This window comes from Anaerobacillus sp. 63XJN7_5_ISO-PGPR-S23-430, assembly GCF_056173695.1.
Genome location: NZ_CM149686.1, coordinates 2,481,820 through 2,504,520 on the forward strand (window position 1 = coordinate 2,481,820; position 22,701 = coordinate 2,504,520).

The 22,701-nt window shown below is 38.2% G+C and carries 26 protein-coding genes; 5 read left to right on the forward strand and 21 right to left on the reverse strand.

All coding sequences use genetic code 11. The annotated features are described in order from the left end of the window. Window positions 1-8 precede the first annotated feature (8 nt). From rpsA to prsW, 7 genes are all read right to left on the reverse strand, one after another. Window positions 9-1,154: a 30S ribosomal protein S1 gene (gene rpsA, locus AC0VYJ_RS13090; protein ID WP_226613796.1), complete on the reverse strand. Its 1,146-nt coding sequence runs from the start codon at window positions 1,152-1,154 to the stop codon at window positions 9-11. Between the two features lie 182 nt (window positions 1,155-1,336). Then, complete coding sequence (locus AC0VYJ_RS13095) at window positions 1,337-1,921, reverse strand: lysophospholipid acyltransferase family protein (RefSeq protein ID WP_430246185.1); 585 nt, start codon at window positions 1,919-1,921, stop codon at window positions 1,337-1,339. Between the two features lie 4 nt (window positions 1,922-1,925). After that, window positions 1,926-2,597, reverse strand: a complete 672-nt coding sequence (cmk, locus tag AC0VYJ_RS13100) for a (d)CMP kinase (protein ID WP_194221946.1) — start codon at window positions 2,595-2,597, stop codon at window positions 1,926-1,928. A 151-nt stretch (window positions 2,598-2,748) separates the two neighbouring features. Then, the gene (locus AC0VYJ_RS13105; protein ID WP_194221947.1) at window positions 2,749-2,916 is read right to left on the reverse strand and encodes a DUF5359 family protein; all 168 of its coding nucleotides are present in this window, start codon (window positions 2,914-2,916) and stop codon (window positions 2,749-2,751) included. 13 nt (window positions 2,917-2,929) lie between these two features. Continuing rightward, entirely contained in the window at window positions 2,930-4,279 is a 1,350-nt protein-coding gene (gene ypeB / locus AC0VYJ_RS13110) for a germination protein YpeB (RefSeq protein ID WP_475365383.1), read from the reverse strand. A gap of 14 nt (window positions 4,280-4,293) precedes the next feature. Beyond that, window positions 4,294-5,025: a spore cortex-lytic enzyme gene (gene sleB / locus AC0VYJ_RS13115; RefSeq protein WP_475367491.1), complete on the reverse strand. Its 732-nt coding sequence runs from the start codon at window positions 5,023-5,025 to the stop codon at window positions 4,294-4,296. Window positions 5,026-5,198: 173 nt separating this feature from the next. Beyond that, the gene (gene prsW / locus AC0VYJ_RS13120) at window positions 5,199-5,885 is read right to left on the reverse strand and encodes a glutamic-type intramembrane protease PrsW (RefSeq protein WP_475365384.1); all 687 of its coding nucleotides are present in this window, start codon (window positions 5,883-5,885) and stop codon (window positions 5,199-5,201) included. Window positions 5,886-6,010: 125 nt separating this feature from the next. Between prsW and AC0VYJ_RS13125 the strand changes: the two genes are divergently transcribed. Further along, on the forward strand, window positions 6,011-6,982 hold the full coding sequence (locus AC0VYJ_RS13125) for an asparaginase (RefSeq protein ID WP_226613812.1): 972 nt from the start codon (window positions 6,011-6,013) through the stop codon (window positions 6,980-6,982). 45 nt (window positions 6,983-7,027) lie between these two features. Here the strand turns inward: AC0VYJ_RS13125 and AC0VYJ_RS13130 are convergent, their stop codons facing one another. The 3 genes from AC0VYJ_RS13130 to AC0VYJ_RS13140 all read right to left on the reverse strand — a co-directional run bounded on the left by AC0VYJ_RS13130 (window position 7,028) and on the right by AC0VYJ_RS13140 (window position 10,623). Continuing rightward, entirely contained in the window at window positions 7,028-8,023 is a 996-nt protein-coding gene (locus AC0VYJ_RS13130) for a YpdA family putative bacillithiol disulfide reductase (protein ID WP_475365385.1), read from the reverse strand. A 119-nt stretch (window positions 8,024-8,142) separates the two neighbouring features. Beyond that, a complete protein-coding gene (locus AC0VYJ_RS13135) occupies window positions 8,143-9,423 on the reverse strand; it encodes a Glu/Leu/Phe/Val family dehydrogenase (protein WP_194221953.1) in 1,281 nt (426 codons plus the stop codon). Window positions 9,424-9,708: 285 nt separating this feature from the next. Next, window positions 9,709-10,623 (reverse strand): D-alanine--D-alanine ligase family protein, encoded by a 915-nt coding sequence (locus AC0VYJ_RS13140; protein ID WP_475365386.1) that lies wholly within the window; start codon window positions 10,621-10,623, stop codon window positions 9,709-9,711. A gap of 204 nt (window positions 10,624-10,827) precedes the next feature. Here AC0VYJ_RS13140 and AC0VYJ_RS13145 point away from each other — a divergent pair, with 204 nt between their 5' ends. Next, window positions 10,828-11,541 (forward strand): PIG-L deacetylase family protein, encoded by a 714-nt coding sequence (locus tag AC0VYJ_RS13145; protein WP_475365387.1) that lies wholly within the window; start codon window positions 10,828-10,830, stop codon window positions 11,539-11,541. A 103-nt stretch (window positions 11,542-11,644) separates the two neighbouring features. Here AC0VYJ_RS13145 and AC0VYJ_RS13150 read toward each other — a convergent pair whose 3' ends face one another. The 5 genes from AC0VYJ_RS13150 to AC0VYJ_RS13170 all read right to left on the reverse strand — a co-directional run bounded on the left by AC0VYJ_RS13150 (window position 11,645) and on the right by AC0VYJ_RS13170 (window position 15,239). After that, complete coding sequence (locus tag AC0VYJ_RS13150) at window positions 11,645-12,235, reverse strand: genetic competence negative regulator (protein ID WP_194221956.1); 591 nt, start codon at window positions 12,233-12,235, stop codon at window positions 11,645-11,647. A gap of 139 nt (window positions 12,236-12,374) precedes the next feature. Continuing rightward, complete coding sequence (locus AC0VYJ_RS13155) at window positions 12,375-13,298, reverse strand: MerR family transcriptional regulator (protein WP_194222323.1); 924 nt, start codon at window positions 13,296-13,298, stop codon at window positions 12,375-12,377. Window positions 13,299-13,391: 93 nt separating this feature from the next. Beyond that, window positions 13,392-14,150 carry a metallophosphoesterase gene (locus AC0VYJ_RS13160; RefSeq protein ID WP_430246174.1) on the reverse strand — a complete coding sequence of 253 codons (759 nt, stop codon included), beginning with the start codon at window positions 14,148-14,150 and terminating at the stop codon, window positions 13,392-13,394. Next, window positions 14,147-14,545: a hypothetical protein gene (locus AC0VYJ_RS13165; protein WP_430246172.1), complete on the reverse strand. Its 399-nt coding sequence runs from the start codon at window positions 14,543-14,545 to the stop codon at window positions 14,147-14,149. Before AC0VYJ_RS13165 ends, AC0VYJ_RS13160 begins: the two co-directional genes overlap by 4 nt. 58 nt (window positions 14,546-14,603) lie before the next feature. After that, entirely contained in the window at window positions 14,604-15,239 is a 636-nt protein-coding gene (locus AC0VYJ_RS13170) for a CBS domain-containing protein (protein ID WP_430246170.1), read from the reverse strand. 210 nt (window positions 15,240-15,449) lie between these two features. On the opposite strand from AC0VYJ_RS13170, the gene AC0VYJ_RS13175 reads away from it, so the two are divergent. After that, window positions 15,450-15,665, forward strand: coding sequence for a hypothetical protein (locus tag AC0VYJ_RS13175; protein WP_226613832.1), 216 nt, complete (start codon window positions 15,450-15,452; stop codon window positions 15,663-15,665). 3 nt (window positions 15,666-15,668) lie between these two features. On the opposite strand, the gene AC0VYJ_RS13180 is transcribed toward AC0VYJ_RS13175, so the two are convergent. From AC0VYJ_RS13180 to AC0VYJ_RS13200, 5 genes are all read right to left on the reverse strand, one after another. Next, window positions 15,669-16,118 (reverse strand): DUF2663 family protein, encoded by a 450-nt coding sequence (locus tag AC0VYJ_RS13180; protein WP_194221961.1) that lies wholly within the window; start codon window positions 16,116-16,118, stop codon window positions 15,669-15,671. An 83-nt stretch (window positions 16,119-16,201) separates the two neighbouring features. After that, entirely contained in the window at window positions 16,202-16,387 is a 186-nt protein-coding gene (locus AC0VYJ_RS13185; protein ID WP_475365388.1) for a hypothetical protein, read from the reverse strand. Window positions 16,388-16,414: 27 nt separating this feature from the next. Then, the gene (locus AC0VYJ_RS13190) at window positions 16,415-16,993 is read right to left on the reverse strand and encodes a lysostaphin resistance A-like protein (RefSeq protein ID WP_475365389.1); all 579 of its coding nucleotides are present in this window, start codon (window positions 16,991-16,993) and stop codon (window positions 16,415-16,417) included. Continuing rightward, a complete protein-coding gene (locus AC0VYJ_RS13195) occupies window positions 16,974-18,512 on the reverse strand; it encodes a RecQ family ATP-dependent DNA helicase (RefSeq protein ID WP_475365390.1) in 1,539 nt (512 codons plus the stop codon). The genes AC0VYJ_RS13190 and AC0VYJ_RS13195 overlap by 20 nt, the downstream gene beginning before the upstream one ends. Beyond that, window positions 18,512-19,561 carry a YpbB family protein gene (locus AC0VYJ_RS13200; RefSeq protein WP_475365391.1) on the reverse strand — a complete coding sequence of 350 codons (1,050 nt, stop codon included), beginning with the start codon at window positions 19,559-19,561 and terminating at the stop codon, window positions 18,512-18,514. The genes AC0VYJ_RS13195 and AC0VYJ_RS13200 overlap by 1 nt, the downstream gene beginning before the upstream one ends. Before the next feature lie 217 nt (window positions 19,562-19,778). On the opposite strand from AC0VYJ_RS13200, the gene AC0VYJ_RS13205 reads away from it, so the two are divergent. Next, complete coding sequence (locus AC0VYJ_RS13205; RefSeq protein WP_194221965.1) at window positions 19,779-20,027, forward strand: ferredoxin; 249 nt, start codon at window positions 19,779-19,781, stop codon at window positions 20,025-20,027. A gap of 165 nt (window positions 20,028-20,192) precedes the next feature. Continuing rightward, window positions 20,193-21,773, forward strand: coding sequence for a phosphoglycerate dehydrogenase (serA, locus tag AC0VYJ_RS13210; RefSeq protein ID WP_475365392.1), 1,581 nt, complete (start codon window positions 20,193-20,195; stop codon window positions 21,771-21,773). A gap of 112 nt (window positions 21,774-21,885) precedes the next feature. Here the strand turns inward: serA and AC0VYJ_RS13215 are convergent, their stop codons facing one another. After that, window positions 21,886-22,695 (reverse strand): histidinol-phosphatase, encoded by an 810-nt coding sequence (locus tag AC0VYJ_RS13215; protein WP_194222325.1) that lies wholly within the window; start codon window positions 22,693-22,695, stop codon window positions 21,886-21,888. Between the last annotated feature and the right edge of the window lie 6 nt (window positions 22,696-22,701).

Here is a 22,701-nt window from a genome sequence, read left to right on the forward strand (position 1 = left end):
TCATTTACTTATTTGTACTTTTTAAGCTGATCACCGATCATATCTCCAAGAGAGAATGGCGAGTTGCCGTCACTTTCTTTTTGATATTCTTCAACTTCATTTGATACTTGTTCAGTTTCGAGGACTTTGATGCTTAATGAGATTCTCTTTTCATCAAGATTAACATCCAAAATCTTCACTCGAACTGTTTCTCCCTCTGAAAGAACTTCTTGAGGAGTTCCTATATGCTTGTTCGAGATTTCTGAAATATGAACAAGCCCTTCTACACCCGGAGCAACTTCTACGAATGCACCGAAGCTAACTAAACGCTTCACTGTGCCTTCGATTTCATCTCCAGTACTAAGTTTTCCTTTTACTTCTTCCCACGGTCCCGGGAGTGTTTCTTTAATGGATAGTGAAATACGTTCGTTGTCACGATCAACAGAAAGAATTTTAACATTCACTTGTTGACCTTCTGTTACAACTTCAGATGGGGTTTCAACACGATGATGAGCCATCTGTGAAATATGAACGAGGCCATCCACTCCACCGATATCTACAAAAGCACCGAAATCGGTTAAACGTTGAACTGTCCCTTCGACAACTTGTCCTGCTTGAAGAGATGCTAGCGTTTCTTGTTTCTTATGATCCGCCTCTTGCTCAAGAACAGCACGATGTGACAGGATCACTTTTGCTTTCTCTGGATCAAATTCCACAATCTTAACGCTCAGGTTTTTGCCTTTGTAATCTGAGAAATCTTCAACATAATGTCTTTCTACAAGAGAAGCCGGGATAAATCCGCGAACACCAAGGTCAACCACAAGGCCGCCCTTAACTACGTCTGCAATTTCAACATCAAATGCAACGGAGTTTTCATACTTCTCCTGTAGAGCATCCCAGGCTTGATCAGCTTCGACTGCTTTCTTAGAAAGCACTAGCTCATCTTCAGAAACTTTGATTACTTTAACTTCTATTTCATCACCTTCTGAGAGCACGTCGCTAACCTTTTCGACGTGAAGGCTTGACAGTTCGCTGATTGGCAGCACTCCATCAACTTTAAAACCTACATCTACTGATGCATGTTTTTCTTCAACCTTGGAGATCTTACCTGTCACCACTTCTCCGATTTCGAATGATTTGAACTCAGTCATTTCCTGATTCATCTCTTCACCCATTGACAAACTCCTCCTTCAATCCAAAAGAAATAAAACTTTTCGATATGATTTATAAAAGTCTTCCACTTATAGCGAAAGAAATTTATTGAAAAGTTAAGCACCCTTTCCTCTAACTTTCACTAAAAATGACGGATTTGTCAAGTATCCTGACACATTTATTTAAATTTTTTAACAATATCGAATTATTTATGATGAATTTCAATAAGATCTTGAATTTCTTTCATGATAGCTTGAGTGGCTTTTTTAGCTGCTCCCTGTTCTTCACGAAGCGGCGATAAGTCAACTGGTTTTCCGTACACGATTTTCAAGCGGCCAAACGGTTTATAAGATCCTTTAATTGCGCACGGTACGACCATCACTTCTGGACGTAATGCAAAAAAACCTGCTCCAGAAAGCCCCTCGCCTAATTCGCCATCTTTGCTTCTCGTACCTTCCGGAAACAAGCCGACAACACCGCCATCTTTCAAAAATTTCATTCCACTTCTTAGAGCTTGTTTATCACTCATTCCTCGTTTTACCGGAAAAGCCCCAACCTTATGAATCAATTTACCTAGTACCGGAATGGTAAACAATTCTGATTTAGCCATAAAATGAACATCTCTAGGAAACATGGCACCTACTAGCGGCGGATCAAGGTTATTAATATGATTTGAGCAAAGAAGAATCCCTTTGTCTTTGGGTATATTCTCACGACCAACAACTGTTACACGATTGAATACCTTGAAATAAAAATGAAATAAGCCTTTTCCTACTCCGTATAAGCTCACTTGATCATGCCCTTTCTTTTGCTAATTGTAAAATTTGGTCCACTACTTCAGAAATTGTCATCTTCGTAGTATCAATTTCTATGGCATCGTCCGCTTTTACAAGAGGGGCTACTTCTCGCTCAGTGTCACGCTTATCTCTTAAAGCAATCTCATCCTTGATACGGTCATAATCCGCTTCAGTCCCGTTTCCAATAAGTTCATTATATCGTCGCGTGGCTCTTTCTTCTACAGAAGCACTTAAGAATACTTTAAGCTCTGACTCAGGAAGAACGTGTGTACCGATATCACGTCCATCCATTACAACGCCTCCACGATCAGCTAACATCTTTTGTCTCTTTACCATTTCTAATCTTACTTCACTTTGTCTTGCTACAAAGGAAACATTGTTCGTGACAGCATAAGAACGTATATCTGTTGTTACGTCCATGTTATCAACCAAGACAAGCTGTTCACTTTCACCAACTTGTAGGTCGATCACTGTATCATCTAGAAGGGCTTTAAGAAGAGGACCATTCTCTAAATCAATGTCCTTCTCAATAGCTTTATACGTTAATGCACGATACATTGCGCCTGTATCAATATAAAGGAAAGATAGGTTATCTGCTACTTTTCTTGCAACTGTACTCTTACCGGCCCCTGCTGGACCGTCAATTGCTATATTTATTCGCTTGTTCATATTATTATTGCCTCCAAATTCCATTCATCCATCCGAATTAGATCATATAAATGACAATTTAACGTACAAAAAAAGCAGGAGAACCTGCTTTCCTCAGTACGACCAAAATGTCATATTTATCATAACACAAGACATTTTATCGGTCTATTCACTATTGGCGTCTAATCAGGGGAGGCATATCCTTTAGCACACCTTCATAATAAATCGCTTTGCTTAGATAGATACGAAACTCTTCTTGAGTTAGAAGAACTTGAGAAATAATAAGAAAAACAAATTGAATGACGATGAGTTTTATTAATAATTGTTCCATTCTCGCCATACATTCGCTCCTCTCATAGGGTATCGTAATTCATTTCGGTACCGTCCATTTTTTCAACTCTTTCTTCTCTTTCGTTAGATGCGTTAATAAAAATGCGATACGTTTCATTATCAATCGTACCCATAAACTCATAGCATAATACTTCTTCTCCAAGATCGTTTTGAATGACACCTAATCCTTCTTCCATTATTTGAACATTTGGATTCACTTGTTCTAACGCTTGATCCCTGGAAATAGTTGGGGAGTCCAAAGTTCTTTCATGGTGATTTGTTAAATACTCTAAGGATTCATAGCCGGAAATATCACCATTATCAAGCGCAACTTTAATATGAACAGCATCTGGATAAATTAAAACGTCTTCCTGATTGTATACAAAAGTAAATACACCTACTCGATCATATTGACTACTTTCTGAAATGCTCATATTTGTTATATCATGCTCTTTTAGAAATGCTCTTGCTCGATCAGCGGCTTCATTTAGACTAAGCTTCTGATCTCCTATTTTTCTATCCATCAAAATCCAGATTGGTTTTGCCCCTTTTTTTGTAACATCTAGATTGATACTAGATTTCGAATCTGGCTCTTCAATTGATAAACTATAGGCTTTGTATTTTGACTTCTCCCCAGTAGTCGTTATATCAATGCTTGCTTTAGGATCAAGATCCAGAAAGTCAATTACATGTTCCTTTGCTTCTTTTTCAGTCAGTTTTTTCCCGACTATATTTTTGTCCAGGTTTTCTTTCTTTTCATTTAATTGAGTAATCTCAGGTCCCCAGTTTACTTCACTATACCCTTCCACTTGTTTATCAACTGTTTTAAATCCATCAATAATCGTGTTATCTTCAGCCTGTGTTTCTGAAGCTAGAGCAAGCTCCACATCCATCCAACGTAAGTTATGATCAATGACCATCGCCTGCACTTTTCTCAGTTCATTTTTAATATCTGTAGAATGACTATGCAATTCCTTCAATGTTTTATATTCTTCATCTGACAGAGGGTTTTCATCAAGATCACGTACAGCTACACGATAACTAAATGAACCTATGTTTGTTAAAAATTCTTCCGTTTTATTAAAAGGCATTAGCGTTAGCGGGAGTTGTCCAACATCATTTTGAGCTTCAGACGTTAAACGCCATACCTCTGCAAGGGCAGGTGATAGACTGCCACGGGAGTTCATCGCCAATGTCGACCCTATCTTCTCCTCTAGTGCATCCATATGAAAGTTTAAGTCATGGAAAGCACGCTGATACGTGTTTTCCGCATTAATTAACACGGCATTTTTTTCTTGATGTTCCTTGTACCCCCAGTAGCTAGTTCCAGCAACGCCTACTGCGAGCGCACCAATTAAAATCGAACGAATCATTTTAACCACCTCCACTATTCACAGAATATATGCTTACCAATTTGTTTGATTTGCGGCCTTGTCCAAATCCATCCAGAAGTTGCCGTGTTTGGATTGAAATAATACAATGCTTCCCCAGTTGGGTCCCATCCGTTTATTGCATCAATCACAGCTTCTTTCGCTCTTTCATTTGGAGTAAGCCATATTTGTCCATCTGAGACGGCCGTAAAAGCTCTCGGTTCAAAAATCACTCCTGAAACTGTGTTTGGAAATGAAGCACTTTGAACACGGTTTAGTATGACCGCGGCTACCGCAACCTGACCTTCGTAAGGTTCCCCCCTTGACTCACCATAGACTGCGTTTGCAAGCAGCTTAATGTCGTTCTGGGAATAACCGGACGGCACGTTTTTCGCCTGAGTAGTTGAGTCTTTTGGCTTATTCGTTTGATTATTTTGATTTGATTGTGAAACATTAGGACTTTTGCCACTATTCACCTGCTGTTGAATGGAAGGATCATACTTCGTAGACTTGTTTAACTTTGCTTTCATTTCAGGACCAACTAGTCCATCAACATCCATTCCAAATTCATACTGAAAGTTTCTAACCGCCCAATAAGTCCCCCATCCAAATACGCCGTCAATTGAGCCTGTATAGAACCCTATATGCTTTAAGCGTGCTTGAAGTTCAATGACATCATTGCCTGTTGCACCCTTCTGGATGATTTGGTTAGAAAATGCATCTGCTCGATTCTCCATATCAAATACCATGACAAGCGGTGCACAGACCAGACCAATTATTAGAGGGATTTTTAGAATAAGAACTGTCTTTCTCATGATGTGGACCTCCCTGATCATTCTGTTTTCATAGGTGTAGTTTTTGTATCAGAAGGTATTTTATACAAAACAAAAAAGATGCCTTTTCGGCATCTTTCAAACTGTTATCATATTGGCATGTTTTCTTTCGTTTCCATTAATTCTGCTTGATTAAGGTTTGCAGCCTTGATTTTCCTTACACCTATAAACCATAGAACAAGCACAAATGGAATCATTAAATAGATGGTATTGCTGTTCACCTGAAGAACTAAATAATTATATGTTCCGTGAAACAAAAATGGAACGAAAAGAGATAGAGAAATCCACTTTCCAATCTTATTTTGCAATGAGAATTTTCCCCTTCCAAGATAAGAACCCATAATTAAGCCAAATAAAGCGTGGCTTGAAACAGGAAGAAGCGCTCTCCACCATGCTTCTTGAATGCCATATGCAAAAAGATAAAAGACATTTTCAACAGATGCAAATCCTAGTGAGATAGCAACACCATAAACAATCCCATCATAAAACTCATGAAACTCTATATGGATGTATACAGTAAAATAGAAAATAAACCATTTTAGAAATTCTTCAAGCAGTCCAGACATCAAGTACGCTTGACTGAATGGTGATTGCAAGAAGTTTTCGACCTCAAAACCATGCTGAATCACCATTACTGGAAATACTAGCATAGCACCAAACACAAAACTTCGTACAACCGGGCCTATTGGCTCAGATTCATACTGATGTTGTTTCAAATAAAAAAAACAAAGAAGCGCAATGCCTGGTGCTATTCCAGCAGTTATTGCTGCTAACATAGGCTTTCCCCATTTCTATCCTGAACCTCATTTTTAAGCAGGATCAGTCATACCTATACTTTTATAATCGTATCATGTTACTTTATGTAAGGAAACAATTATTAGGAAAACAATGAGGTGACGCAATGAGCAAGCTATTGATCATTCATACCGGAGGAACTATCGCTATGGAGGAAAATAAGAACTCTGGTGCTGTTAGCCCAGGTAAAGAAAATCCTCTAAATGCAACACTGAGCGAATTACTAATTGGAAATGACGTTATTATTGATGATTACATTAACATTCCCTCCCCCCATATGACACCTGAGGTCATGTTTACAATTGCGGAAAGGATTGAAACTAGAATCAAACAAGAACACATCAGCGGAGTGGTCATAACGCATGGAACCGACACACTAGAAGAGACGGCTTACCTTCTAGATCTTGTTCTGCAAACAGATCTGCCTGTCGTCGTAACAGGTGCGATGCGCTCAAGCAATGAGCTTGGCTCTGATGGACCTTATAATCTTCTCTCATCCATAAAAGTAGCTTCTTGCCATGAAGCAAAAGGAAAAGGCGTGCTTGTTGTGTTGAACGATGAAATACATACGGCAAAAAATGTGACAAAAACGCATACGAGTAATGTTTCAACTTTTCAAAGTCCTCAATATGGCCCTATCGGGATCGTAACAAAACAACGTGTCTTCTTTCACCATACTTTAACGATGAGAGACCGCTATCATATTTCTGGACTAACGAAAAATGTCATGCTTCTAAAGGCTTATGCAGGGATGGATTCACAGCTACTATTTGCTGCTGGAGAAATTGGCATTAATGGCATCGTAATAGAAGCGCTTGGACAGGGGAATTTACCACCGGATATGATGGAGGGAATCAAACATCTAAGAGAAAAAGGAATCGCCATCGTCATGGTTTCTAGGTGTTTTAATGGCATTGTACAAGATGTTTATGGTTATAAAGGCGGTGGCAAGCATTTAAAAGAACATGGAGTAATTTTCTCTAACGGATTAAATGGACAAAAAGCGCGTTTGAAATTACTCGTTGCACTCGAAGCAACAGAAGACCCCAAGGAATTACACAATTTCTTTTTACGATGATGAAACAGAGACCTTCCTTGATTGTTAAAAGCACAAAAACCTACCTTAATTGGTAGGTTTTTGTGCTTTTCCTATAATTGACTGAGCTATTAATGCACCGTGTAGCCTGCCATTCTCAATAAAGATCTCATTGGCGTTATTTCCAGCGGCAATCACGCCAGCAATATAACAATTCTCTACATTTGTCTCCATCGTATCTTGATCAAAAGCAGGTCGCCCGCTTTGTTGATCGATTTCTATACCGATTTTTGTCAAAAATGAATGATCAGGATGATAACCGGTCATTGCGAATACAAAATCATTCGGTATGCTCTTCTGTTCACCCTTCACTTCATATACGACTTCTTTTTCTTTCACTTCCACTAATGAAGCATTAAACTCCATTGTCACTTTCTTATTTCTAACGAGAGCTTCAAATTCCGGTAAAATCCATGGTTTTACACTTTTTGAATATTCCGCTCCTCTATAAAGAATCGTAACCCTTGCCCCAGCTTTTTCAAGCTCTAATGCTGCGTCAACTGCTGAGTTTTTACCGCCTATCACTACAATATCCTGGTCAAAATAAGGGTGCGGCTCTTTAAAGTAGTGCAAAACCTTATCGAGGTCTTCTCCTTTAACACCCATAAAGTTAGGACTATCATAATATCCTGTTGCAATGATTAAATGCTGTGCGCGGTATGTTATTTTTTTGGATTCGTGCACTTTCTCCGTTTCAATAATAAATGCACCATTCTCCTTTGTTATCAAATTTGCTTTTTCAAAGGAATGAATACGAAGATCTTTTCTTTTAGCAACGTCCCGATAATAAGCAAGGGCCTGATTTCGTTTTGGCTTCCGCTCTTCAATTATGAAAGGTACTTCACCAATTTCAAGCTTTTCACTTGAACTAAAAAATGTTTGATGCGTTGGATAATGATAAATAGCATTCACGATATTTCCTTTTTCGATAATTAGAGGATCGTATCCCTCATTCATTAATTCAATTGCCGCAGACATTCCACAAGGACCTGCGCCAATGACAACCACTTGTTCTTCTCTCATCTCACTCACTCCCGAACCTATCCATAAGAAATGGAACATTTCTTTTTATTATTCTACTCTTTGCAATAGAAAAATTCCCTACCTGAATGATAGGGAATTTTCATCGGATTGGCAACTATTTATATCCATCCTCTAAATCTAGAGGCTTCAGCCATTTTACGCACGCCGACCATATATGCTGATAGTCTCATATCAACGCGACGCGTTTCAGAAGTTCGGTAAATTGAATTAAAAGCGTTTACCATTACTTTTTCAAGCTTCGCTTCTACCTCTTCTTCTGTCCAGTAGTAACCCTGGTTGTTTTGTACCCACTCAAAATAAGATACCGTTACACCACCAGAACTTGCAAGAACATCTGGTACGAGTAAAATACCACGATCCGTTAAAATTTTTGTAGCTTCAATCGTTGTAGGACCGTTCGCTGCTTCCACAACAATACTTGCTTTAATTTGATGTGCGTTGTCTTCCGTAATTTGATTCTCAATAGCAGCTGGAACAAGAATATCACAGTCAAGTTCAAGAAGCTCCTTGTTGCTAATTGTTTCTTTAAAGAGCTTTGTAACTGTTCCAAAACTATCACGTCGGTCTAATAAGTAGTCAATGTCAAGACCTTCAGGATCATGAAGAGCTCCATATGCATCTGATATTCCTACAATCTTAGCACCCGCATCGTGCATGAATTTCGCTAGAAAACTACCCGCATTTCCAAAACCTTGAATAACGACACGTGCACCTTCTATTTTGATATCCTTTTTCTTAGCAGCTTCGCGAATACAAATGGTAACGCCTTTCGCGGTGGCGGATTCACGACCATGAGAACCACCTAATACGAGAGGTTTACCAGTAATAAATCCAGGAGAATCAAATTCTCTAATTCGACTATACTCATCCATCATCCAGGCCATAATTTGAGAGTTCGTAAATACATCTGGTGCAGGTATATCTTTTGTTGGACCTACAATTTGACTAATTGCTCTTACATACCCTCGACTCAATCGTTCTAGTTCTCTAAAAGACATCTCACGCGGATCACAAATAATTCCACCTTTACCTCCTCCATAAGGAAGATCTACAATCCCTGCTTTAAGGCTCATCCAAACAGATAGCGCTTTAACTTCTGTTTCTGTCACATCTGGATGGAAGCGAACCCCACCTTTAGTGGGTCCAACAGAATCATTGTGCTGCGCACGATACCCAGTGAATATTTTTATAGAACCATCATCCATTCGAATTGGAATCCGAACTGTCATTAATCTCATTGGTTCCTTTAATAGTTCATAAACTTCGCTCGGATAGCCTAATTTGTCCAGCGCTTCGTGAATGACTGATTGCGTCGACTCTAATACGTTCCGTTTCTTCTTATTTCCTTGTCCATTATCTGTTTCGTTTTTGTCGACCATTGCTTTACCTCCCATTACTGTGCACTTACTCTGCTGTTTTTGTACTTTTTAGGCTAAATGAAGCATAGCCTATTCGATTTTAATTGTTAAAGTTCATATGTTGTTTATAGAATGTTCCATTGCTCTGCTTTCAAAACATAGTATACACGTTTAGGTAAGCTATGAGAAGGCATTCATGCTACATTTATGCAAATTGTTCCATAGTAATGAAAACGCTTACCAAGTAAGGGCGTAGTCATGTCAATTAAAAAGAAGACCTCACAATTTGTGAGGTCTCTCCTTTTACTATTTTTTTAATCCTAATTGAATAAGGTTTTCAATCATCTGTTCATAGGAATATCCAATCTCTTTAGCCGCGTCAGGAAACAAGCTTGTCGGTGTCATACCTGGCAATGTATTTACTTCGAGAAAAACAGGATTCGATCCATCATTCGGCACAATATAGTCTACTCGAGAATACGTCTCACAACCAAGCAGTTCATGTGCCACTATCGACTGCTCTTGGATAAGTGTCGTATAATCAGACGATATACGTGCAGGGACAATATGCTCGCTTCCCCCTTCAGAATACTTCGATTCATAATCATAGTATTCATTTTTCGGAACAATCTCTACGACTGGAAGTGGCTTAACATCACCTTTAGCTCCCATTACGGCAACAGTCACTTCTGTGCCAGAAATAAATTCCTCAAGGATTACAGTATCATCAAATCGAAATGCCTCTTCAATCCCCTGCTGAAGCTCTGCTTCGTTCTTAGCAATTGTTAAGCCTATCGTTGAGCCCTCACTGTTTGGTTTTACAACAACTGGATATCCAAAAGGTAATTCCAAAGAACGGTGGTCATGCGATTTATGAAGAACGAAATCTTGAGCAAGGCGAATGCCTGAATCTCTTAGTACTTTCTTACTTTTTGCTTTGTCCATCGCAACGGCAGATCCAAGTACTCCGGATCCTACATAAGGAATTTGTAGCATATCGAGTAAACCTTGAATTCTACCATCTTCCCCATACTTACCATGAAGACCAATAAAAACAATGTCTACATCAAGTTCCATTACTTCAGCTAAGCGATCTGGATGGAAGTCAATTCCAACTACTTCATGACCGTTATTTTTTAGAGCTCTCATAATTCCTTTTCCGCTAGATAAAGAAACTTCTCTTTCTGCAGAGGTTCCTCCATAAAGTACTCCAACTTTCATTCTTTATACCTCCTGGGCTACATTTATGTATGTCATTATATTCGATAGTTAATCGAGTGGAACTAATCAAAACTTCTCTCATCATACCATGTTTTTCGAACACTATGTTATCCCTAATGACCATCGATAAATAATATTATTGGAAAAAAGTCTTTTACTTTTTGTATACTGGCAGTAATCTTATTTATGAAAGGAAATGCCCTTATGTCTCAAACATTTATGTTTGTCTTCGCTCACCCTGATGATGAGAGCTTTACTTGCGGAGGAACATTATTAGAGTTAGCGAACAAAAAAGATATTAAAACCGTTTTATATAGTGCAACACCTGGTGACGCTGGTAAATGCGGCGAACCAGCTATTTGTCGCCCCGAAGAACTCGCATCCGTTCGACGGAAAGAACTTGAAAAAGCTTCTAAGCTACTTGGCATCGATGAATTATATATCGGTGAATATCAGGACGGGAAGTTAAATTCTTTGCCTCCAAATGTGCTTAAAAATGATGTAATCAACCGATTGAAAGAAGTTAAACCTGACGTTGTCATCACCTTTCCACCCCATGGATTATCAGGGCATCCTGACCACAAAGCGATTCAAGCTGCAACGCTCCAGGCAGTACAAGAAACAAACATTGTGAAGGAATTATACTACACTACCTTCCCACAGTCATTAGCTGATGAAACAGGCCATCCTGCTTTTTCTGACCCTGATGATTCGATTACATTGATGAAATCATTCTCAAGTGACCATATAAATCCCGTAAGAGAAGCTCTTCTTGCGCATCGAACGCAACACCTCTCCGTTGAAAGAGCTTTTCCAACCATATATAATCAAGAGGGTTTCATGAAATACAACAATAAAGAATATTTCATTAAAGCGTGGGAAAACGCCGAATCTTCATCTAAATCCCTGCTCACCTAAAAAAACCTCCTTTGGGAGGTTTTTTCGTGTTCAAGAAAGCAATAACTGAATCATTTCGAATGTTAAGAATCAAATTGGAATGATACAGATAGCCTCCAGAACCTTATTTGAAATAATGATTTAACTGCTCGATTGCAGTTGTCTTCATAATCTGTTTGCCGTATTCCATCACCCGGTAGCTTGTAATTGTGGAAGGATTCCCAAATTCAGCCAGTAAAGCGACTAGAGAATCTAATTCATACTCTGCAAATTCCTCTTCATCAAACTTAAGATAAAAATGGTTTTGATAGGAATAAAGTGTTCCTCCTTGTATACCCACATTGATCAATCTTTTCGAAAGACCAATCACATCTTCAAAAGAACGAAACTCATAGAAAACTTCATCGCTTTCATCAAGGGTCACTTGCATTTCAATATACTCATCGTTGTAGTCCTCTTCAAATTCACTCTCACCGGAACCTTTTGTGACAATGACTACCATTCCCTGAGCAGGAAGTGAAAATACTTCTACAGCGATAGGACCATCGACTTTAAATCCAAGTTCATCATCAGCTTCCATGATCATCTCACGAAAAAGCCTATGAACTTTCGGTACGTCCTGCCAGAGCTCTTCTTTCGTAATTCCACGCTCATTTAAATCGTCATAAGTTAGAAATATTTTTATTTTATCATATGCTAAACGTTCAAGACGCATCTAATTCCCCCCTACCGTCTGTCACCCGCAAATCCTTTATTCATACTATATGTGATAATACAAAGATGGTTCTTGGTTGACGATATTCTTCTAGTTTACACTGTCAAAGGAAGCTTAGACAAGTCATGTCCACTTTCAACTAAGTAGTAAGCTTTTGAATTTTATCTTTGATCCAGGCATCCCATTCTTCTTTATTATTTCCAACTAAAAACGGTTCGTAAGCCTGTCTCTTTTCATCACGTAAATGTCCAATAGCTGAACCACCAACTCCAATGGTTAATTCAGAGAAACGTTGGTTCAATCGATCAATCATACCTAGACACCTTGGTAAATTCGTCATCAACGTGCATGATAGAAACAGAATTTTGGGGTCAGTATCTTCTACGACGATCTCAATATCCTCTTCTGGTATGCTCGATCCGAGGTAAATGACTTCGAACCCTTTCCGTCTAAGATACAGAGTGAAAATTAATAATCCAAGCTCATGGTATTCACCAGTTGAGCAAACAGCCATTACTTTTGGGAGGTACCCATCGACAGGAAGCGTATGGAAAATCATACCGATTCTAGAACGAAGGAAAGCGGTAGTAAAATGCTCATGCGCTATTGTTATTTTGTCATTTTCCCATAGGTCTCCAACCCTCACAAGTAGTTTAGCCAATATATCATGAACAACTTTATCTATACTGAAGACAGAGAAAGCCTGGTTCAACAAATCTTGCGCTTTATTCTCATCAAAAGCTAAAAGGGCTTCAAGGATTTCATCAGCTAAGATTTGAGCCCTATCCTGAACCATATCAGTGCCCATACTATCTGTATCTGATGAATCATTTCCATTCTCAAGCAATTCAACGGCCTGACTAATTGTAAAGCCTTGCGTTGTTTTTTGGACCAGCCATTTTAATATTGACATATGCTCTTCCGAATAAAGACGATGACCAGCTTCATTTCTTATTGGAGAAATAATATTATAACGCCTTTCCCATGCCCTCAAGGTCCCGGGTTGAATACCTAATTTTTTCGAGACCGCTTTAATATTATACTTACCTGCAGACATAGTCATCTTCCCCTCTAATACAGCCATTATCACACCTAGTATAAAGGGTGAATGATGTTTGTGTAAACTTTGTATAAGCGTCGCTTTGTTTTTTTGTATTTATTTCCTTTTTAATATAAAAATATGTGACTCAGCTGGCGCCATCAATCTTAACGGTAAAGTTGTAGTGCCATATCCATTGCTGATTACTACGGTTGTCCCATTAATATTCTTAATTCCACCTTTTTCTCTTATCCCCCATCCAAACAGTCGAATCTGACCTCCATGAGTATGTCCGGATAAAATCAATTGAATCCCACTCTCTTCTGGCCAACCTTGTTTAATGTCCGGGTTATGACTAACCAGGATCTTAAGGTCTTCTGACGCTCCATTAAGCGCTTCCTGAAGTGAAGCGTTTTCTGTTGAAAGGTCATCAATTCCTAATAAACTTATTCCATCATTATTTTTCATTACCGTTTCTGCCTGGTTTTTTAAGATGTGGATTCCGTGATCAACTAGAATTTTTTGTAGCTTTGCAGGATTTTCTTCATAATCGTTATTCCCCCAAACGAAATAACAAGGGGCGAGAGCGCTAAGATTCCTCATGTTTTTAGCAACCTTATCAAAAGATACCCCTTTTTCCATTACGTCTCCACCTATTATTACAATATCAACCTGATCTCTCACCTTTTCTAAAATTTTCTCAGAAACCAATCGATTGTGTAAATCTGAAATGAAAAAAATCCGAAATGATTCAAAGCTTTTTGGTAGTTGTTTAATGTAAAGTTCCTTCGTGTGGACTCGATTTAGATGAGCTTCAACCCACATATAAATTAATAACAGTACACCTGCCAAAAAGATCCCAATGATATAGTTCATGTTTCATTGCTCCTCTGAAAGCGTTTCACTTCTCTTGCAGCCCTTATATTAGCAGACAAACCACCATATATAAATGCCATCACGAGGGAAGCTAGAGATAACCACTTATTATTTTGAAACAATACCCAGTATACGCCAATTAACAAACTAGCTTCAATGCAGAACGTTATAAGGTGAGCTTTGTTTTTGATTCCGAATGCAAGAAAGCTCTCTACATGCTCCCTGATTACTCTTGCCACGACTAAAAATCCAAATAAAAAACAAATCGCCCCAAAACCATAGCGCGCACTGTTTAACATTAAATCAGTGAAGGTCATACTTTTTAAATTCAAGTTACTTTCAGCTAAATACAGTAAACAAAATATTGTCATAACCCTTATCAAGAGAAGCGGCATAGTAAAACCCCCCACTCTAACGTATGTAAGAGTAGGAGGCTTTATGGGTACTAATCTCTCATACTTCTTTAATATCGAGTACTTTAAATCCATTCTGTTCAAGTTTTGCAATAAATTGATCGATATTTTCTTTTTTCTCGATCTTCATTACAATCCTTCGTACATTTTGGTTTGACTCGTCAAAAGTAGAGAGGGAAATAATATTTTCATGAAAACTCTTTGCTATTTTAGCTAGTCTTGCAATTCTTCCCTCTGTTTCAGAAGATGCAAAGGCAATTCGAATTCCAGGCTTTCTCATACCAAAAGCACTTTGGAATTGATCAAGTATATCTGATCTAGTAATGATTCCAATGAAATCTTCCTTTTGATCAACCACGGCTACAAGTGGTGCATTTTTTGCTAAAAGGAGCGTATTCTCAAACACTTCCTCTTGATCAACCGTAACATTTTTTTGGAAAGCAATATCCCCTGCATTGGTTTCCTTAAGAAACATTTCTTTATCTGTTGCATCACTTTTGAAAAACGCTTTGTAAATGCGATTAAAAGTAACGATACCAACATATTTCGTTCCCTGGATAACGGGGACACCATCAATTTCACGTTCCTTCAATAATTTCAGGGTTTCATCCAACTTTGTGTCATGATTCACATAAACAGTTTCTCTAATTGGTTTCATTGCACTACGTACATACACTGCTATCACCTCTTTGTAAGATCATTACTCTTAATTAATACCACATTTCAAAGATAATATCCTTCTAATTGAGAAATTCATGTGATATTGAGGCGATTTCTTCCGTAAATTGGGCTTTTTAATCGCTTGAAGATTCAGTCTTTTTGAGGTAAGATTAAAGCATAACCAGACCAATTGGGACGGAAACAATAAAACGGAGATGATGGATCTATGATAAACAAACTTAAAACCAAATCATTGTTACGTAATGAAGATTTGGATTTCAACCGTCGTTTAGGTATGCCCGTAGAAGTTTTCTGCCCAAAACTTAAAGATACTGTTGCCTTCGGTAAAATTGAAATGTTTGCAGAAGATGCGCTTTCTATTAACGGAAATCATTTCCAAATTGAACAATATTTATTTTTCGGTTGTCCTGAACAAAGATAAAGTTCACTTGTAATAAAGGTTAATTCCATGTTGATCTTTCAAATACTTAAAAACAGCATGACGATTTTGCCACTGTAATTGTCCTTCAAACAGTTCATCACTTCGGTCTAATATCTCCAATCTTAAAGATTCAAATTCTTCCTCGGCCTTTTTGCATTTTTTTGCAATCTTTCTTAATTGAAAATATGCTACTATACTCAAACTAACCATCAACATAAAAAATGGCATCAATGACGGGGAGAACCCATTTACAAATAAAGATGAGTTCTTTTCTAGCTCGTACCAGAATAGGCCGCCTATACCTAAAAGTAAACATGAAAGAACATACCCATAAAATTGAGATTTTCCATTAAACTGTATTTCAGCATTTTTTCTTTCCACTAACTCTTCTAACAAGACGTTTGTCATTTTAGATTGTGGCTGTGGAAGATTCCATTGTTTGAACGCATCCACTCTAGTCCCCCCTTTTATAGAAACTAGTTTATGCAACATATACGCCAGATAATACAGGGGGGGCATTGAATAAGGAAAACATATTAAGAAAAATAAGAATATAAAAGAAATATGGCAACCATGCTTATAAATAGCAGCGCGAGCACTCGGATTAGCGCAAGAGATGGAAGTTCATTCTCTTCACTACCTTTGCTTCGTGACTGCTTTTTTTGTTTTTCCTTTTTCCGATGGAATTCCTTCCTAGAGGGTAGCGGACGATCGTTTTTCATAAGACTCACCTTTCATGATGTAGTTACTCACAGACGTGTTTTCCTTTTTATCAAACAACCCATAATAAAATCAATAAAAAAATGAGCTGACATCGTGACAAGAACATTACCTGTCACCTCATATAAAATACCTAGCAAAAAACTGATTCCTACAACAGATGTGAATAATACTGGCTTAGCAAGATACCTAACATGTATCATTGCAAATAATACACTTGAAAGTATTAGTCCGAAGTGTGTTTGAATGACTCCTCGAAACATCAGTTCCTCACTAAAAGATATAAGAAATGACAAAAAGAAAATATGATGCACAGAAAGCTTGGAAAATATCCGTTCGTTAATCCCTCCATCATCTAATTTCTCATCCGGAAGAGATTTCATCAAAAGAAGATCAGCTAGAACAACGAGTAAGCCTGCACCACCTCCTAGGTAGACTATGTCACTCCAATTAAATTCTACAATTTTAGGAAGAAACCATACCTCCCCAAATAGAAAAGCTCCCAGTACAAAGGCTAGAATAAGCATGATCGCCTGTGTTAAGTAAACATTTAATACCAGCTCACGATCAGTTAATTGTTTTACTATTTCAGCCTGTCGGTTTCTCACTGGTATCCTCCCCGCACACTGTCAGCATCCGTTTCAGTTCAGCATCCCAGTCAAATTCTTCTTGTGGTGAGGAATCACTGTGATCATGACTAGCCGCATAATCTTCAAGGTTTAAACCACAATAATCACAACATGGGTTAATAATATGATTCGTTTCACCGAACCTAGCTAATAAACCTTTTCTTCGACAATGCTCTTCTTCTAACCAGCTTTTGAATCCAAACCACTTAACAAGTTTTTCTTTACGCCGGATTTCTGTTTCATCTATTATTTTCATTAAAGTAGAATCGACCTCAAAAGAGCGAATAACTTTATCCTCTATCACTCCTTCAACTTCTAGACGGTGGAACAAATAACGCCACGCCGTTTCATTCAACCCAAACTTCGCGCCTTCATTTTCTATTTGGCTACTTGAATATGTTTCACCTGACCGGCTAGATAAGTCTCTCATAACTTCTTTAATTTGCACCTCTTTAGGCAGTTCTCCATCAATAAATGAAAGGGGTAGAAATTCATCTTCTTCTGTATACAAGTGAATAGCTATCGCTTGATTTTGATCCCTTCCCGCTCGACCAATTTCTTGCAAATAGCTTTCGATTGTAGCTGGGGGATGAAAATGAATCACAAATCGAATGTTGCTCTTGTTAATGCCCATTCCAAAAGCATTTGTCGAGCAAACAATGGATAGCTCATCATTTAGAAACTGCTGCTGTATTAATAACCGATCTTCCTGCTCCATTCCTGCGTGATAAGATGCTACGGTTTTCACGTCATCATTTAATTCTTTTGCAATTCTATCTGCCCAGTTCCTGCTTGAGAAATAGATGATTCCAGGCCCTTCTAACTCATTAGCATACCGCTTTAACGCTTGGATTTTCGTTTCAAGTGAAGGCAATTTATCTAGCTTAATAGCAATGTTAGGTCGATCGACGCTGTGTATATGAATAGCGGGTATCTTCATGTGCAATTGATCCATAACATCATTCCGCACTTCATCTGTAGCTGTAGCTGTTAACGCAAGAACCGGAGGTTTACCAAGCTTGTCTCTAATCACACCAAGTTTTAAATAGTCTGTTCGAAAATCATGGCCCCATTGAGAAATACAATGTGCTTCATCCACGACCATTAACCCTAAATCCAATTGAGTTAAAGCATCTTGCACAAACTTATTTTGAAGAATTTCTGGTGATACGTAAATAAAGGTGTAACGCGATAAGTTTTTTAGAATCGAGATTCGTTTCTCAAAGGGAAGAAAACCATTTAACGCAACGACTCGCTTTTCTCCTTGTGCTTTTAATTGCTGTACTTGATCTTCCATTAACGATATGAGAGGCGAAACAATAAGAATATGTGCCAGGCCTGCATATGCTGGAAGTTGATAACATAGCGATTTACCTGCACCTGTAGGAAGCATTGCAAAAACGTCTTTTCCTTCTAGCACATCCAAAATGATTTCCTGCTGTCCTTGACGAAATTCGCGGTATCCAAAATGCTTGTATAACAAGTCTGTTAAAGCCATTAAATCCCTTCCTTACAAAGTGTTAATCGGATTTCAAAGTATGAATAATTATCATCTAAATACTGTTTGATTGTTTTTAAACGCTGACTGTTTAATTTCTCGCTCGCTAATCGTATTTCCCTCTGTGCATCTTGAGATACAAAAGGATCAATTGAGAAGCCAGGTACATTTATTGCAATTTCTACGAGGTGATCCTCGATCGTGCTTCTCTTTAATCGACGCCTTTGAGCTATTTGTTCTAGTGACACTCCCGATTGAAGAATGGTATACGTCTGCCTCGTTGAAGACGTCAACGGCCACTCGCCCTCATACCCTTTCGCCACTGTTCCCAATATAGGGAATTTAAGAGGATTATTTTGAATATACGTAAGAAAAGCATGAATTACATTCTGAAATTGTACTGTAGCTTCTTCCACACTAATCTTGTTCGATGTACTCATTTGAGCAAAAGTAAGTCCTGTCCTTCCTTTACCACTTAGCCGATTGACAAATAATGCCGCATTATGTGATGGGAGGTGGAGTAAAATAGCTGAGATTTCTTTGTACAAATCATTTGCTAAAATGGCTCGCTGTTCTTTCACGCTTGGAAAGTGAAGCCTGACCCAGTTTTGAATATTCTCTTCTTTGCTTATAGGATAAAAATTCATGTTTCCATGGATTGAATAAGATAGCGTTTGAACGTATAAACTAAGCCGCTGCCAGAATAAATCACTAATAGAATGATACTTCCATCCTTCTAAGTATGTGGGAATAGGATTATCCACCAGGAAAGCGCCCAATTTTTCTTTGCCTTTTAATGTGACCTTAAACCCATCATGTTGGTTAGGCTCAATCAATTTAACTTTTTGAAGCTTAGCGGAATGATCTACGAGTTGAGATCGTTTGATTTGATTCAAAACACCAAAAAAATTTGAAACGTTAAATAGTTTTGCATCCTGAATCGTTTGTGAAGATTTTTTCCCAGTAAGGAGATGGAAAACGGCTGATAGTGAACGCTCTCCTCTAAAACGGTCAAAAATATATAATAGCACACCATCTAAATATTGCATGTATCAATCACCCAATTCCTTCTTCTTTATATTGTATCAAATTTTTTCATCTGTTTACTTATTTTAAAACCGGGTAACATTCAATTAGGCGGTAATAAAAGGATTAAACTATTGAAAAGTCAAGGCGCGACCTTTACAATAAGGTTATTAAATACTTTCATTTACGCATAAAATGACGATGAAAGGCATATAGAAGTATTGAATAGGAGGTTAAATCATGGCTAAGTATACTATTGTAGATAAAGACACATGTATTGCTTGTGGTGCCTGCGGCGCCGCTGCACCTGATATTTATGATTACGACGACGAAGGTATCGCATTTGTAACCCTCGATGACAACGAAGGTATCGTTGAAATTCCAGATGTACTTCATGAAGATATGATGGATGCGTTTGAAGGCTGTCCTACTGATTCTATTAAGATTGCTGATGAGTCATTTGACGGAGACGCTACAAAATTCGAATAATAAAGAATGGAATCCCCGGTTTAAATACCGGGGATTTTTTATTTTCGCATCTTTTTCACTAAAAAATGTTCCTAATGAAATTGACACTTTAGTGCTTTCATGATAAAAAGTAAGTTATTAAGTTTTCTAAAAAATGAGAAGAGAGAGACAAAGGGAGTGGAGAAGTTGGCTTACGTTTTAGTAACTGATGGTATTAAGGAAGATGGCTTACAGCCGCTTTTAAATGAAAGCACGATAACATGTGACATTGGATCATTAAATGACTTCACTGATCGTCTGGATCGGTATGAAGCCCTGCTTGTAAGAAGCGCGACAAAAGTAACAGCAGAAGTGCTCGATCTAATGCCTTCGCTTAAGATTGTTGCAAGAGCAGGTGTCGGTGTTGATAACATCGATATTGATGCCGCAACGAAACGAGGCGTCATTGTAGTTAATGCACCTGATGGCAATACTATCTCAACAACAGAACATACTTTTGCTATGATGGCTTCACTCGTTCGAAATATACCTCAGGGAACATCGTCATTGAAAAATGGACAATGGATGAGAAAACAGTATGTCGGAACAGAGTTAAGTGGAAAAACCCTTGGTATTGTAGGAATGGGACGTATCGGTACAGAGCTTTCTAGACGCTCTAGAGCGTTTGGTATGGATGTCGTCGTATTTGATCCATTCCTAACAAATGATCGAGCGGAAAAACTCGATGTAGAGTCCGTTGATTTGGATCAGCTGCTTCAAACGGCAGATATTATCACTGTTCATACTCCTTTAACTGATAAAACACGTGGACTCTTAAATAAAGAAACGCTAGCAAAAACTAAAAAAGGTGTTTTCTTAATTAACTGTGCTCGTGGAGGAATTATTGATGAAGAATCACTCATTCCTTACCTCGAATCAGGTCACATTGGCGGCGTAGCACTTGATGTGTTTGTGGCAGAACCACCAGAGGCTGACCACCCTCTCTTAAGCTTTGATCAAGTTATTGCAACTCCACACCTTGGGGCTTCTACAAAAGAAGCTCAACTTAATGTTGCTGCACAGGTAGCAGACGAAGTACTACACTTCCTGAAAGAGAAACCAATTCGAAATGCGATCAACCTCCCAGGTTTTTCAAAAGAAGAATACGAAAAAATCAAACCATATTACGAACTAACTCGTAAGATGGGAAGTATACTCTCACAATGTATGAAATCAGCAGTAAATCTCGTAGAAGTCACTTATGCCGGAAAGCTAACTGAATTAGATACAGCAATCTTGACAAGGAATTTAATGGCTTCCTTCCTTAAATCAAGACTGGACACTACCGTTAATGAAGTAAACGCCCCTTCTATCGCAAGAGAAAGAGGGATCACTTACGGTGAGAAACATAGTTCTGAAACACAGGGATACTCAAATCTTATTTCTGTAACAGTAAAAGGGGATAAAGAGGCCTTCTCACTTCAAGGAACATATATTAAAGAATATGGAGATCGCATTACTCAGTTAAATGGATTTGATATTGACTTCCATCCTCAAGGTCACCTGCTCTATATTCAGCACAATGACCGTCCTGGTGTCATTGGAAACGTAGGAAAGGTTCTAGGGGAACATAAGATTAACATCGCCACCATGCAAGTTGGAAGAAAGACAGCAGGTGGGGAAGCGATTATGATGTTATCTTTTGATAATGCATTACCAAAAAATATTGAAGAAACTCTCGAAGAAGTGCAAGATATCGTAAAAGTAGAACAAATCGGCGGCGTTTAATTCATCTAAAAAGGAACGGGAGCAATTAGCTCCCGTTCCTTTTTTTGTTGCATTTTTATCCCTCTGATTTGTGCGCCCATTTGAGCAACAACTTATCTTCACTCACCTATATTTATAACGATATCGACTTCCGCTCTCCTTTTTCGAACGTCATTAATTTAGAATATCCAACTGATTTAGCAAGCTCAACTGCCTTATCATAGTCTGCACCAACGTCTCCCGGAACGTGCGCATCTGATGAGAGGACAATTGGAATATCTTTTTCGTAACACATTTTAAGAAGTTCAGGATCAGGATACAATTCTCCTACTGGCTTACGCAACCCCGCTGTACTAATTTCCACGCATGTTTTGGAATGAGATAAAGCATTTGTCGCTCGGTCATATTGTTCAAGTAGAAAATCACGGCTTTCAGGTTTGTATTTAAATATCTTTACAAGGTCGAGATGACCTACGATATCAAACAAATTTGATTCTGCCAGTGTGACAACTTGATCAAAATATTTGCGGTAAACCGTATTAATATCACGTTCATCCCAAAGATGACGATATTCTGCTAGATCAATCCCAAAGTCTTCAACCCAATGAATGGATCCAATGACATAATCAAATCGATAGCTAGAAATAAAATCTTTCATTTCTTGATGTTTACCTGGGGTATAATCCATTTCAATGGACATCTTAACGTCCATCCCCTGTTTTTCCGCTTCCTGAAAAAGACGAACGTAATCATCCATGTTGTACCATCTTCTTTCGTTAACCCACGGATTGCTTAAAATATTTTCTGTTTCATAAAAATGATAAGCATGTTCGGAAATCCCAAAATGGCTTACATTTTTGCGCTTTGCTTCTTCAACAAACTGAGATAAATAATCAAGAGTTAATGTACCTTTTTCTAAGTGATTGTGATAGTCAGTATACATAGCTTC